Below are 12,956 nucleotides of genomic sequence, written 5' to 3'. Positions count from 1 at the left end.
TGCCATGTTGAAATCTCAACTACCGACCATCTGGGGCGTGACATGCAGTTCGGAATCTTCACCGTCGGCGACGTGACGGCGGACCCCACGACGGGTCGCACGCCGACCGAGCACGAGCGGATCATGGCGACGATCGAGATCGCCAAGAAGGCCGAGGAGGTCGGGCTCGACGCCATCGCGACGGGGGAGCACCACAACCCGCCGTTCGCCGCGCCCGCGAACCCGGCCGTGCTGCTCGCGCACCTCGCGGCCATCACGGAGCGGATCATCCTCACGACGTCGACGACGCTCATCACGACGAACGACCCGGTCCGGCTCGCCGAGGACTACGCCTACCTGCAGCACCTCGCGGGGGGCCGGATCGACCTGATGATGGGCCGCGGCAACACCGGCCCGGTCTACCCGTGGTTCGGCAAGGACATCCGGGACGGCATCCCGCTCGCCATCGAGAACTACGCGCTGCTGCACCGGTTGTGGCGCGAGGACGGCATCGACTGGGAGGGCCGCTACCGATCGCCGCTGCAGGCCTTCACGTCCACCCCCCGGCCGCTCGACGGGGTGCCGCCGTTCGTCTGGCACGGCTCGATCCGCAGCCCCGAGGTCGCCGAACAGGCCGCCTACTACGGCGACGGCTTCTTCTCGAACCACATCTTCTGGCCGGCGAGCCACACCCGGCAGATGGTCGCGCTCTACCGACGCCGCTTCGAGCACTACGGGCACGGCAGTGCCGAGCAGGCCATCGTCGGGCTGGGCGGCCAGGTCTTCATGCGCCCGAACAGCCAGGACGCGATCCGCGAGTTCCGGCCCTACTTCGACAAGGCGCCCGTCTACGGGCACGGCCCCTCGATGGAGGAGTTCATGGCCCAGACGCCACTGCTCGTCGGCAGTCCCCAGCAGGTCATCGAGGCCACCCTGGGCTACCGCGACTACGTCGGGGACTACCAGCGCCAGTTGTGGCTGCTCGACCACGCCGGTCTGCCGCTGAAGACCGTCCTCGAGCAGCTCGACATCCTCGGCGAGCAGGTCGTGCCGGTGCTGCGCACGGAGTTCGCGGCGCGCAAGCCGGCGAGCGTCCCCGACGCGCCGACGCACGCCGCTCTCGTGGCCGCTGCCGGGGGCGGCGGACGCGACGCGACCGTCTATGCGGCCGCCGATGCGGGCGCCGATGTCGTCACCGAGGCGTCACCGGACCCATCCCGCACCCCCGAGAAGGACCTCCGATGACCACCCGCATCGCCGTCATCACCGCCGGGATCACCGAACCCTCCTCGACGCGGTTGCTCGCCGACCGGCTCGCGGAGGCCACCGTGGCCGTGCTCGGCGGGCGGCGGGCCGTCTCCGTCGAGGTGGTCGACGTGCGCCGCCTCGCACACGAGGTGACCAACACCGTCCTGACCGGCTTCGCCTCGCCCGCACTGCAGGAGCGCCTCGACACGATCGCGGCAGCCGACGCGGTCATCGTCTCGACACCGATCTACAGCGCGTCCTACAGCGGGTTGTTCAAGATGCTCGTCGACGTCCTGCCGAGGGATGCGCTGCGCGACAAGCCGGTCCTGCTCGGTGCGACCGGTGGCACCGCCCGGCACTCGCTCGCCATCGACCATGCGTTGCGCCCGCTCTTCGCCCACCTCGGTGCGCTCGTCGTCCCGGTCGCCGTCTTCGCCGCGTCCGAGGACTGGGGGAGCACCGACGCCGGACGGCTCTCCGAGCGGATCGAGCGGGCCGGGGCGGCCCTGGCCCGGCTGGTGACCGGCGCACCCGCCCCGGCGCTGGTGGACCCGTTCGAGGACGTCACGCCGTTCGAGGCCCTGCTGGCCGACGTCGCGGGCGTGTCCGGCGTGTCTGGTGTCGCGGGCGTGGCCTGACGCTTGCCTCTGCCGCCTCGAACGGAGCGGGCGGGGCGGCGGGTGGCCGCGGCGCTTTACGTCTCGTCCAGGCCCAGCTGGTCGAGCACCAGGTCGGCGATCGCGAGGGAGGCCGTGGCGGCCGGCGATGGCGCGTTGCGGATCGCGAAGATGTTGCCGACCCGACTGAAGCGGAAGTCGTCGACGAGACTGCCGTCCTCGTCCATCGCCTGGGCCCGCACTCCGGCCGGCCCACGGATGACGTCGGCCGGGGTGATCTCGGGGACGTAGCGACGGGCGGCGGCGATGAAGGCGCGCCGGTTCAGCGACCCCCACATCTCGCGGACGCCGGTCGCGGCGTTGGCCCGGGCGAAGGTCCGGAACCCCTTGAACGACAGCAGCTCTCGCAGCTCCTGAGCCTCGACGTCATGGCGCCGGTAGCCTTCTCGAGCCAGGGCGAGGACGGCGTTGGGGCCGAGCAGGACGTTGCCGTCGACGCGCTTGGTCAGATGAACCCCGAGGAAGGGGTAGCGCGGGTCCGGGACAGGATAGACGAGGCCCTTGACGAGATGCCGGGCGCTCGGCACGAGCTCGTGGAACTCGCCCCGGAACGGGACGATCCGCGGGAACGGGGAGTCGCCTGCGAGGGCGGCCACGCGGTCGGTGTGCAGGCCGGCCGCGATGACGAGCAGGTCGGCCTCGAGGGTCTCTCCCGAAGCCGCCGTCAACCGGGTCGTCGGGCCGACCGAGATCGAGCTGACCTCGAATCCGGTGCGCAGGTGGACGCCGTGGTTGCGGGCATCCTCGAGGAACGCCGCCGCGATCTGGCCGAAGTCGACGATGGCGGTGGTCGGGGAGTGCAGCCCTGCCTGGCCGCGCACGTGCGGCTCGATCTCGCGCAGCTCCGATGCGTCGAGCCATCGCAAGCCCGGGACGCCGTTGGCGGCGGCGCGCTCATGGATCCGCGCGAGCCGACTCTCGTCACCCTCGTCGAGGGCGACGAGGACCTTGCCCACCTCCTCGTAGGGCAGGGCCCGGGCGTGACAGTAGTCGCGTAGTCGGCGCACCCCCTCACGGGACAGTCTGGCCTTGTCGGAGCCAGGCTGGTAGTAGACCCCGGCGTGGACCACGCCGCTGTTGCGTGCGGTCTGGTGTCGGCCAGGCTCGCTCTCCTTCTCCAGCACGGTGACCGAGGTGGCGTGCCGCCCCATGGCCAGCGCGCGGCCGATCGCCGCGCCCACGATCCCGGCACCGACCACCACGACCCGCTCCACTGCCACGCGCCCACGGTAACCCTCATGCACCGGGTGGGGCCGGGCCGGGGTGCCTGCGTCGGCCGTCCACAGCCGCCTCCCTCGGCTCACCTCGTCCACAGCCGGCAGGCAGGACGGGTGCCGCGGACTCGACCGGCGGGGAGAGTGGGGGCCGTCGAAGGGAGCCCCGATGTCCAACGTCATCCACTTGTTGACGCGCCGCCCGATCCAGTCGCCGCAGGAGGTGCTGCCGCGTCCGGAGGAGTGCCTCGCCTGCTTCGTCCACCGGATGGTGGGGCTGCAGGGCTGCTCGGACGCGCTGCGGTGGGTCGAGCAGTTCCGCGTACACCGGGCGCGGCGAGCAACGGCGTTGACCCGCCGGCTCACGGCGCAGGGCGCCCGCTGTGACTGCAGCGTCACCGACGTCGTGTGGCGGGTCGGGCCGGAGCTGTGGGAGTGGGCCTGGGACGGGCGGCTCGTGCCCCCAGAGGTGGTGCCCCCCTGCCGAGGGGTCCGGCCCAACTCGACCCAGCCGTGCAGGCACTGGGTCGCAGCGGACGAGCTGGCCATGTGAGCGCAGCGCGGGTCGCTGCGGCAGCGCCGGAGGCATGGCAGGGTGTGCCCCATGGCGAGGTACTTCGATGTCCATCCTGTCGATCCCCAGCCTCACGCGATCCGGCAGGTGGCCGAGATCCTGCGCGACGGCGGTCTGATCGCGTATCCCACGGACTCGTGCTTCGCTCTGGGATGCTCGCTCGACAACGCGGCGGGCAAGGAGCGGATCACCCGCATCCGGCACCTCGACGACAAGCACCACTTCACGATCGTCTGTGCCGATTTCGCCCAGCTGGGACAGTTCGTCCACCTCGACAACTCCGTGTTCCGTGCGGTCAAGGCGGCCACGCCCGGTCCCTACACGTTCATCCTGCCGGCCACGAGGGAGGTACCGCGGCGGTTGCTGCAGCCGAAGAAGAGGACGGTCGGAGTCCGCATCCCGCACCATCCCGTGGTGCGCGAGCTCCTCAGGGAGATGGGCGAGCCGATCCTGTCGAGCACCCTCCTGCTGCCCGGCATGGACGACCCGCTCACCGACGGCTGGACGATCAAGGAGGAGCTCGACCACAGCGTCGATGCCGTCATCGACTCGGGTGAGTGCGGGCTCGAGCCGACCACCGTCGTCGACTACAGCAACGGCTACGCCGAGGTCGTGCGGGTCGGCGCCGGAGACCCGAGGCCCTTCCAGTGACCCGCGAGAGGGTCACATCTCCTCGTGGGTGTTCGAGTCGCGGTCGGGGAACCCACCATCGGGTCTGCTCAGCGCGCCGATGGCTGCCATCTGCGCCTGGGTGAGCTCGAAGCCCAGCACGTCGAGGTTGGCGCGCTGCCGAGCCGGTGTCGCGGACTTGGGCAGCGGTACCGAGCCGAGCTGCAGATGCCAGCGCAGGACCACCTGGGCCGGCGTCACGTCGTGCGCCCGCGCTGCGGCAGTGACGGCGGGCGCGTCGAGAGGCTTCTTGCGTCGGCCGAGTGGGCTCCACGCCTGGGTGCGGATCCCGAGCCGCCCGTCCACCTGCCGCTGGTCCTCCTGGGAGAACCACGGGTGCAGCTCGACCTGGTTGACGGCCGGCACGACGCCGGTCGCGTCGATGATGGCGGCGAGGTGCTCCTGCTTGAAGTTGCTCACGCCGATCGTCCGCACGAGCCCGTCCCGCTGGGCGTCGACGAGAGCGCGCCAAGCCTCGACGTAGAGCCCCCGGCTCGGGTTGGGCCAGTGGATCAGGGCGATGTCGATCTGCTCGACGCCGAGCAGCCGGGACGACCCCCGCAGCGACTCGAGGGCGAGGTCATAGGCGTGGTGGCGCCCGGGAATCTTCGTCTGGAGCAAGATCTGGTCGCGTGGCACGTCGCTGCGTCGCACGGCCTCGCCGACCTCGCGCTCATTGCCGTAGTTGACCGCCGTGTCTATCAGTCGATACCCGAGGTCGAGGGCCGAGCCGATCGCCTCGACGGCATCGTCGTCCCGCATCGGGTAGGTGCCGAAGCCGAGGACCGGCATCCGCGTCGCGTCGTTGAGCTCCATGGTGGGCAATGTCATCACGGGTTCACCGTATGCCGCCCAGTGCGCTCTCGCTGAGCGCGATCCACTCGCCGTGGGGGTGGCAAGTACCCCAGGCCTCGGCCGGCATCTCCAGTCCGTGCCGCCACCGGCGGCCCCCGAGCACGGTGCTGTCCATCCCGTCGGCCATCCTGTTCGGCACGGGTATGCCAGGGGCGCACCCGACGGGTTCGGCGGTGACCCAGCTGACCGCGCCCAGGGTCTGGGCGACATCGGCCAGCACCTCGGCGATGTCGGTGCGCCGCCGCCGCTCCACGTAGGTCAGGGCCCATGAGCTGAATACGATCAGGTGGATGCCGCTGCGGCCTGCCTGACCGGCCTGTGCCAGCGTGATGTCAATCGTGCCGTCGAGGTCACCGGCCATGTCACCGGCGTGGAGCGCGGGCCGGTTCTCGCGTAGCAGCGTGATCGCGGCCCGGAACCGTTCGACCCGGCCGGGGACATCCGGCCACAGGCAGGCCTCGAGCCAGCGCACCGACGCCTCGTCGTCGAGGTCGACCGGGGCCAGGTCGAGACCGGCTCGTCCACGGATGGGTGGCAGGACGAGGTCCGGCAGGGGAGTGGGGGAGCGGTCCTCGCCGCGGCACCGGACCGGTGACGCGGGATCCCCGACGACGAGCGCGACCCCGCGCCGGTGCAGCTCGATCCGGTATCGGTCGACCGCCAGGAGCAGGCCGGCGCTCGCGCCGAGCTCGACCAGGATGGTGGGCCGCGCGGGCACGTCAGCCGAGGCGAGGGCCAACACGGTCGCGACGTAGACGGCCCGGTTGACCTCGTTGGTCTGCGTGCGCCGCGTCGCGATGGTCTCGCGCAACTCCTCGCGATGTGCCTGGATCGTCGCGAGGACATCGGGCCACGGGTCACCGCCCGGCACTGCGTCGGGGCCGACGACGCTGGGATACCACCGGGCCGCCGGCAGGTCGGGGCGACGAAGCACGAGATCGTGCAGGGCGGCCAGGAAGAGCACGGGCCGGGCCTGGCCGGGCTGGGCGTGCAGGAGCAGCGCCGCCGGCTCCGGGTCGTCAGCCATGCCGAGGCAGATCGCCCGGTAGAGGGGCAGGTTCGCGTACTCCTCGGCGAAGCGGGCGAAGCTCCGCCGAACCTCTGCGAGGTCCTCGGCGGACCAGGATGACCGACTGCGCACGGAACTCAGCGTAGGTCGGCTCGTCGGAGCCAGGAGCCGCGATGCGACTACCGCCTAGTGCGCTCACTACGCCGGCCCCGATAGCCTCGGGCCAGCGAGCAAGGGTCCGGTCTGCTGGATGAGGTGGCTGTCGATGGTCGAGTCGGGTGTTGGTGCTGGTGCTGGTGCGACGGTCATCCGTGGGGCGAGGGTCTTCGACGGGAGGCGCTTCCTCGAGGGAACCCCGGATGTCGTGATCGAGGCAGGCGAGATCACCGCGGTCGGCGCGGGGGCCGGCGCCAACATCGCCGGCGTCGGGCACGCCCCGGGTGGACAGGCCGAGGAGATCGACGGGGCGGGCCGCACGCTCACGCCCGGCTTCATCGACGCACACGTGCACATGCTGGCCGAGAACATCGGGGACCTGGCCGCGATCCTCGTCCCGTTCTCGATGCAGTTCTACCAGTCTGTCGGGTTCATGCGACGTACTCTCGACATCGGGATCACCACGGTCCGTGACGCCGGGGGTGCGGACCTGGGGCTCAAGACCGCGCAGGCCACCGGGGTGGTGGCTGGGCCCCGACTGCGGATCTGTGTGAACCTCATCGGCCAGACCGGAGGGCACAGCGACCACCTCCTGCCGTCCGGCGTCGAGATGCCGCTGCTCGCCCCTCACCCCGGGCGGCCCGCAGGGGTCGGCGACGGGCCGGACGAGATGCGCCGGCTCACCCGCCAGATGTTCCGGGCCGGCGCCGACCAGATCAAGATCTGTACGACCGGCGGCGTGCTCAGCCCGGCCGACGACCCGCGGCACTCCCAGTTGACCGTCGACGAGATCCGGGCCGTGGTGCAGGAGGCCGAGGCGCACGAGTCCTACGTCCTGGCCCACGCCCAGGGCACCGCCGGCATCCGGAACGCCATCGTCGGCGGGGTCCGTTCGATCGAGCACGGCATCTACCTCGACGACGAGACGATCCAGCTCATGCTCGACCGTGGCGTGTTCCTCGTCCCTACGCTCGTAGCGCCCATCGCGGTGTTGCGCACCGCGGAGTCGGCTCGCGGCATGAACGAGCGTGTGGTCGCGAAGGCCGGGGCCGTCATCGAGGCCCATCGTGCCGCCGTGTCGAGAGCGATCGAGGCGGGGGTCAAGGTGGCCTTCGGCACCGACACCGGCGTCGGCCCACATGGGACGAACCTCGAGGAGCTCACTCTGATGGCCGAGTGCGGAATGTCCGTGGACGGCGTCCTCGCCTCGGCGACGTCGGTCTCCGCGGACCTGGTGGCACCCGATGCGCGGATCGGCCGGGTAGCCGCAGGGCACCGGGCGGACCTCGTCCTGCTGGACCGTCTGCTGGACTCCACCACCGATCTGGCCGGCCTCGACCAGGCTGTGGTCGCCGTCTTCCAGGCCGGCGCCCGCGTGCGCTGACCTCTGGCAAACGAGATCCGGGGCTTTTGTCCCCCGAATGCACGACTATTCTCGTCGGTGCCTTGAGGCCACATCAACCTCTGAGGTACAAATCCACGAGCCTGTCGGCTTCGGCACACTACCTGTCATTCTCTCACTCATCTGGGCTCAGCCTGAAGGAAATGTGGCTCAATATGACTTGTCGCCGCAATGTGACATTGTAGACGAAAACTGGTGGGTCGAATGGTAGGGGTACCTACTATCGAAAGATCAACCGTCTCAAAGAGCAGGTGACTTGCATGCCTCACGGCACACCGCAACCCGAGGCGAGCGCCCTTCCCAAGACAACGCCGGGCTCGCACATCGCAGACCCGGCCCCGCTCGGGCTCGGCGCCTTCGCCCTGACCACATTCGTGCTCAGCTTCGTCAACACGGGTCTGTTCCACGTCGAACCGGTGGTCTTCGGGCTGGCTCTCGCCTACGGCGGTCTCGCCCAGCTCTGCGCCGGCATGTGGGAGTTCGCGAAGGGCAACACCTTCGGCGCGACCGCGTTCTCCTCCTACGGTGCCTTCTGGATCTCGTTCTGGTGGCTCACCGGTCACTCCGGACTGGACAAGGTGACCGACGCCAATGCGCTGGGCGACAGCATCGGGCTCTACCTGATCGCCTGGGCCATCTTCACTGGCTACATGACGATCGCGGCCACCCGGACCACGGGGGCGGTGCTCGCCGTCTTCGTCCTGCTGACGATCACCTACGTGCTGCTCGCGATCGGCGCCTTCAGCGCCAGCGAGGTCATCACCAAGATCGGCGGCTGGGTCGGCGTCGCGACCGCCCTCGCCGCGTGGTACGCGTCGTTCGCGGGGGTCGTCAAGTTCACCTTCGGCCGCGACGTGGTGCCGGTCGGCCCGCGCGAGTAGCCATCCAGGGTGAGGTCTGGGTCAGGTCTGGGTGAGGTCCGACAGCACCACAGCGCCGTGGCCCCTTGGCGTCAGAGCGGTGGTGCTGTAGACGTGGTGGTGGCCCGTCACCGTACGGCGACCGGAGCGCACAACGACAAGCACGGAACATCAGGAGATGCGAACTATGGCCGAAGAGAATCAGAACATCGCTGCACTCATGGTCGAGGAGCGACAGTATCCTCCCGACCCCGAGTTCACGGCGCAGGCGAACGCGAAACCCGGCTTCTACGAACAGGACCCCGACGCGTTCTGGGAGAAGGAGGGCCGTGACCGGCTCAGCTGGTTCACGGACTTCACCACGCTGAAGGAATGGGACCGGCCGTACGCCAGGTGGTACCTCGGCGGCAAGCTGAATGCCTGCTACAACTGTGTCGACCGACACGTGGAGAACGGGCTCGGCGACAAGGTCGCCTACCACTGGGAGGGCGAGCCCGTCGGGGACAAGCTGACGATCACGTACGCGGACCTGCAGAGCCGGGTCGTCAGGGCGGCCAACGGGTTCAAGAGCCTGGGTATCGGCAAGGGCACCAAGGTCGCCGTCTACATGGGGATGATCCCGGAGGCACCAGTCACCCTGCTGGCGCTGGCACGCATCGGCGCACCGTTCACCTTTGTCTTCGGAGGGTTCAGCGCGAACGCCCTGGGCAGTCGTATGGCCGAGATGGAGTGCGAGTACCTGGTCACCCAGGACGCCGCCAACCGTCGCGGCAAGGCGGGACCCCTCAAGCCCGTGGCCGACCAGGCCATGGACATGGCGCCCACGGTCAAGACGTGCGTCACGGTGCGCCGGACCGGCACCGAAGTCGAGCTGAAAGAGGGCCGCGACCGCTGGTGGCACGACGTGGTGGACGGTCAGGACGACGATCCGGCCTCGTGCCCGTGCGAGCCGATGGACTCCGAGGACATGTTCTTCCTCATGTTCTCCAGCGGCACCACCGGCAAACCGAAGGGCATCGTGCACTCCACCGCCGGCTACCTCGCCGGTGTGTCCACGACGCACTACTACGTCTTCGACATCAAGCCCGACACGGTCTACTGGTGCGCTGCGGACATCGGCTGGATCACCGGCCACAGCTACATCGTGTTCGGCCCGCTGGTCAACGCGACCACGAGCGTGATGTACGAGGGCACGCCGGACTTCCCGGACAAGGACCGCTGGTGGGACATCATCGAGCGCTACCAGGTCAATGTCCTGTACACCGCCCCGACCTCGATCCGCACTCACATGAAGTGGGGCGACCAGTACGCGGCGCGGCACGACCTGTCTTCGCTGAAGGTGCTCGGATCGGTCGGTGAGCCGATCAACCCGGAGGCGTGGGTCTGGTACCGCGAGCACATCGGCGGCGGCAAGGCACCGGTGGTCGACACCTGGTGGCAGACCGAGAACGGCATGATCCTCGTGACGCCGCTGCCCGGCATCACGACCCTGAAGCCGGGATCGGCGACCAGGGCGTTCCCGGGGGTGCAGGCGGCCGTCTACGACGAGAGTGGCAGGGAGATCCCACCGGGCGAGGGCGCCGGTTACATGGTCGTGAAGGAGCCGTGGCCGGCGATGTTCCGCGGTCTCTACAACGATGACCAGCGGTTCAAGGACACCTACTGGAGCACGTTCCCCGACGCTTACCTCGCTGGCGATGGAGCCCGAGTCGACGAGGACGGGGACTTCTGGCTGATGGGCCGCATCGACGACGTGATGAACGTCTCGGGCCACCGGCTGTCCACCATCGAGATCGAGTCCGCGCTGGTGAACCACCCGGATGTCGCTCAGGCGGCGGTCGTCAGCCGCTCCGACGCCACCACCGGTCAGGCGATCGTGGCCTACGTGACGCTGAAGGACGGCGCGCGGGGCACGACGGAGAAGCTGGCCGAGCTGCGTGAGCACGTCGGCACGATGATCGGGCCCATCGCCAAGCCTGCGAACGTGGTCTTCGCTGCCGAGCTGCCGATGACCCGGTCCGGCAAGATCATGCGGCGTCTGCTCAAGGACGTTGCCGAGAACCGCGCCCTCGGCGACACCACGACGCTGGCCGACCCGACCGTCGTCGAGGAGATCAAGGCGCGCGCCGAAGCCGGCAAGGAGGACTGAGCCCACCGAGTCCGAGCACCGCTGCTCGAGACCCGGGGGCCTCGCTCCGAGCGACGCCGTCGGAGCGGGGCCCAGCCAGTCGCGATCGCCCTCATACCGTAGTGGTATTGTGCCGGTATGAGCGTACAGATGACGATCCGCGTGGACGAAGACCTGGCCGCCTTCATCGATCAGGCGGTGACAGCGGGGGAGGGCAGCCGCGCCGATGTGATCAACCGCGCCATCAGGCGGGAGATTCGGCGGCGCGGCGCCGAGCGGGACGCCCAGATCTACGCCCGGAGCACCGACCCCGACCTCGAGTCCGATGCCTACGCGGCCTGGGCGGCCGGCAACGCCGTCCGGCTGGCATCGGAGCTTGACTGATGCACCCGATCTGGCTCGCCCGGCTCGACAAGGTCAGGCCGGTGCTGGTCCTCACTCGCGAGGAGGTTCGCGCTGTGCGCCGCCTGGTCACCGTCGCACCCGTCACCGGCGCGGTGCGTGGCCTGCGCAGCGAGGTGGCTGTCGGCCGGCGCAACGGTCTCGAGCATGACTCAGCCATCAATGTCGACTCGATCGTGACTGTCCCCCGAGAGGACTTGCTCCGTCCGGTGGGAGCCCTGTTGGCTGACCAAGAGCACGACCTGACACGAGCGTTCCACGAGGCGTTCGACCTCGAGGATTGAAACCCGCGCGGTCCTGAGCTGGGCCGCCCAGCCGTCAGACTGTGACCACCGTGATCAGGGGCTCGAGTCCGGCGAAGTCTGTCGGATTACGGGTGTAAAGCGGCAACTGGTTCGCTGCGGCGATCGAGGCAATCATGAGGTCGGCGAGACGACCGCGAGGCCGACGTCGGGCGGCTCGGATGTGGGCGTAGACACGTCCGTAGCTACGCGCGGCGGCGATGTCGAATGGGAGAGCGTCGAACGTTGCTTCGGCCCACTGCAATCGCTCCTGGCGAATCGACCGCTGGATGACGTCGGTAACCGCGTGCGGCCCGGCCGCGAGCTCAGCCAGCGTGACAGCCGTTATCGCAGATTCCGCCGGCAACCGATCACCGTCGATTCCGGGCAGGTCAATCACGACCGAGGTGTCCAGGATGCCGGCTTCCGGCATCAGAGGTCGCGCTCGAGGTTCTGGTCAACGACCTCGTCGACGTCGGCGCGAAAGGCGGCCGCATCAATCGCCGCCAAGTGCCGTACGGTCGATAGGAGCTCGGCCCTGGAAACGAAGCGACGGCGTCGCAGCGGCCGCAGCTCGGCGAGCGCGGTTCCGTTGCGCGTCACAACGAAGTCCTCGCCGGACTCCACCGCGCGAAGGATGGCGCCGCTGTCGTTACGCAGCTCGCGCTGGCTGATCTCTCGTCTCATGTCTGTCAGCGTACGTCGCGTCGCTACGAACCGCTACGTGTGGCTACGGTGCCGCTCCGGACGGATGATCAAGGACGCACGGGCTCAGCCGGCCAGACCAGCGCCTTCAGCCCACGTCCTGGGCCCCCGCGCAGGCGAACGGCCTTCGCTGACTCCCACACACTCGCGGGGTGCTCGGCCCGGAGCACCCGGACATCCTGACCACCCTGAACGGGTGGGCCCGTGGGCCCATCTCGCCTCCCGGCGCCGTGAGGCCGGGGACGCGGCCGGCGCGGCCGCCGCGTTCGAGCAGCTGCTCGCCGACAAGTTGCGGGTGCTCGGGCCGCACAACCCGGACACCCTGACCACGCGAGTCCACCTCGCCTATTGGCGCGCCCTGCAGGACTCCACCACACCGGCTGGCTGATCTTAGTTTGTTTGTGCTGCGCGGTCAGCACGGCACGTGCACGGCACGTGCTGTCCTGTCAGGCCCGGTTGTCTTGGGATGCCACGGGGAGGAATCTGGCACGGTGACCGCATGTTCGGGCGCGGGATGTCGACGCGGTGTCGATGTTCACCAGCGAAGAGCGAGGAGAGTCTCATGGGATCTGTGGTTCGAGCTGCTGCGTTGGCCGGGTCGGCAACGATGGCTGCGTTGCTGCTTCAGGGGTCAGCCCCGAGCGCGTCCGCCGATGCGCACGGCAGCGGGGCGAGGAGCACCCGAACGTTTCATGTGCTGTTCAGCCCGCCGAGCTACACCGACCTCGGGCCGGCTGGGTTCTCGGCCGCGGACGTGATCGTCTTTCACGACCAGCTGCAGCGGGGCTCGCGAACCG

16 protein-coding genes are annotated in these 12,956 nt (G+C 69.4%); 11 read left to right on the top strand and 5 right to left on the bottom strand.

Annotated features, from left to right (window positions below; genetic code table 11):
- Positions 1–42: 42 nt before the first annotated feature.
- Both L0H79_RS02405 and L0H79_RS02400 read left to right on the top strand, forming a co-directional pair.
- Positions 43–1,224, top strand: a complete 1,182-nt coding sequence (locus tag L0H79_RS02405; protein WP_301482947.1) for a CE1758 family FMN-dependent luciferase-like monooxygenase — start codon at positions 43–45, stop codon at positions 1,222–1,224.
- Positions 1,221–1,865 (top strand): FMN reductase, encoded by a 645-nt coding sequence (locus L0H79_RS02400; protein ID WP_301482946.1) that lies wholly within the window; start codon positions 1,221–1,223, stop codon positions 1,863–1,865. Before L0H79_RS02405 ends, L0H79_RS02400 begins: the two co-directional genes overlap by 4 nt.
- 56 nt (positions 1,866–1,921) lie before the next feature.
- Here the strand turns inward: L0H79_RS02400 and lhgO are convergent, their stop codons facing one another.
- A complete protein-coding gene (gene lhgO, locus L0H79_RS02395) occupies positions 1,922–3,124 on the bottom strand; it encodes an L-2-hydroxyglutarate oxidase (RefSeq protein ID WP_301482945.1) in 1,203 nt (400 codons plus the stop codon).
- 163 nt (positions 3,125–3,287) lie between these two features.
- Between lhgO and L0H79_RS02390 the strand changes: the two genes are divergently transcribed.
- Both L0H79_RS02390 and L0H79_RS02385 read left to right on the top strand, forming a co-directional pair.
- Complete coding sequence (locus L0H79_RS02390; protein WP_301482944.1) at positions 3,288–3,671, top strand: DUF2695 domain-containing protein; 384 nt, start codon at positions 3,288–3,290, stop codon at positions 3,669–3,671.
- Between the two features lie 51 nt (positions 3,672–3,722).
- Positions 3,723–4,343, top strand: coding sequence for an L-threonylcarbamoyladenylate synthase (locus L0H79_RS02385; protein WP_301482943.1), 621 nt, complete (start codon positions 3,723–3,725; stop codon positions 4,341–4,343).
- A 12-nt stretch (positions 4,344–4,355) separates the two neighbouring features.
- Here L0H79_RS02385 and L0H79_RS02380 read toward each other — a convergent pair whose 3' ends face one another.
- Positions 4,356–5,195, bottom strand: coding sequence for an aldo/keto reductase (locus L0H79_RS02380; RefSeq protein WP_301482942.1), 840 nt, complete (start codon positions 5,193–5,195; stop codon positions 4,356–4,358).
- Between the two features lie 4 nt (positions 5,196–5,199).
- Positions 5,200–6,357 carry a DUF2332 domain-containing protein gene (locus tag L0H79_RS02375; protein WP_301482941.1) on the bottom strand — a complete coding sequence of 386 codons (1,158 nt, stop codon included), beginning with the start codon at positions 6,355–6,357 and terminating at the stop codon, positions 5,200–5,202.
- Positions 6,358–6,475: 118 nt separating this feature from the next.
- On the opposite strand from L0H79_RS02375, the gene L0H79_RS02370 reads away from it, so the two are divergent.
- The 5 genes from L0H79_RS02370 to L0H79_RS02350 all read left to right on the top strand — a co-directional run bounded on the left by L0H79_RS02370 (position 6,476) and on the right by L0H79_RS02350 (position 11,457).
- Positions 6,476–7,765 (top strand): amidohydrolase family protein, encoded by a 1,290-nt coding sequence (locus L0H79_RS02370; protein ID WP_301482940.1) that lies wholly within the window; start codon positions 6,476–6,478, stop codon positions 7,763–7,765.
- Between the two features lie 278 nt (positions 7,766–8,043).
- Complete coding sequence (locus L0H79_RS02365) at positions 8,044–8,664, top strand: acetate uptake transporter (RefSeq protein WP_301482939.1); 621 nt, start codon at positions 8,044–8,046, stop codon at positions 8,662–8,664.
- A 166-nt stretch (positions 8,665–8,830) separates the two neighbouring features.
- Positions 8,831–10,792: an acetate--CoA ligase gene (acs, locus tag L0H79_RS02360; RefSeq protein WP_301482938.1), complete on the top strand. Its 1,962-nt coding sequence runs from the start codon at positions 8,831–8,833 to the stop codon at positions 10,790–10,792.
- Positions 10,793–10,909: 117 nt separating this feature from the next.
- A complete protein-coding gene (locus L0H79_RS02355; RefSeq protein WP_301482937.1) occupies positions 10,910–11,155 on the top strand; it encodes a YlcI/YnfO family protein in 246 nt (81 codons plus the stop codon).
- A complete protein-coding gene (locus L0H79_RS02350) occupies positions 11,155–11,457 on the top strand; it encodes a type II toxin-antitoxin system PemK/MazF family toxin (RefSeq protein ID WP_301482936.1) in 303 nt (100 codons plus the stop codon). The genes L0H79_RS02355 and L0H79_RS02350 overlap by 1 nt, the downstream gene beginning before the upstream one ends.
- A 34-nt stretch (positions 11,458–11,491) precedes the next feature.
- Here the strand turns inward: L0H79_RS02350 and L0H79_RS02345 are convergent, their stop codons facing one another.
- Both L0H79_RS02345 and L0H79_RS02340 read right to left on the bottom strand, forming a co-directional pair.
- A complete protein-coding gene (locus tag L0H79_RS02345; RefSeq protein WP_301482935.1) occupies positions 11,492–11,887 on the bottom strand; it encodes a type II toxin-antitoxin system VapC family toxin in 396 nt (131 codons plus the stop codon).
- A complete protein-coding gene (locus L0H79_RS02340; protein ID WP_301482934.1) occupies positions 11,887–12,141 on the bottom strand; it encodes a type II toxin-antitoxin system Phd/YefM family antitoxin in 255 nt (84 codons plus the stop codon). Before L0H79_RS02340 ends, L0H79_RS02345 begins: the two co-directional genes overlap by 1 nt.
- A gap of 214 nt (positions 12,142–12,355) precedes the next feature.
- Here L0H79_RS02340 and L0H79_RS02335 point away from each other — a divergent pair, with 214 nt between their 5' ends.
- Both L0H79_RS02335 and L0H79_RS02330 read left to right on the top strand, forming a co-directional pair.
- Positions 12,356–12,547, top strand: a complete 192-nt coding sequence (locus tag L0H79_RS02335) for a hypothetical protein (RefSeq protein ID WP_301482933.1) — start codon at positions 12,356–12,358, stop codon at positions 12,545–12,547.
- A gap of 174 nt (positions 12,548–12,721) precedes the next feature.
- A partial coding sequence (locus L0H79_RS02330) for a hypothetical protein (protein WP_301482932.1) occupies positions 12,722–12,956 on the top strand: 235 nt, incomplete at its 3' end.

Origin of the sequence: Intrasporangium sp., assembly GCF_030452765.1 — a bacterium.
GTDB lineage: Bacteria > Actinomycetota > Actinomycetes > Actinomycetales > Dermatophilaceae > Intrasporangium_A.
This window is presented reverse-complemented; position numbering and strand designations above follow the sequence as displayed.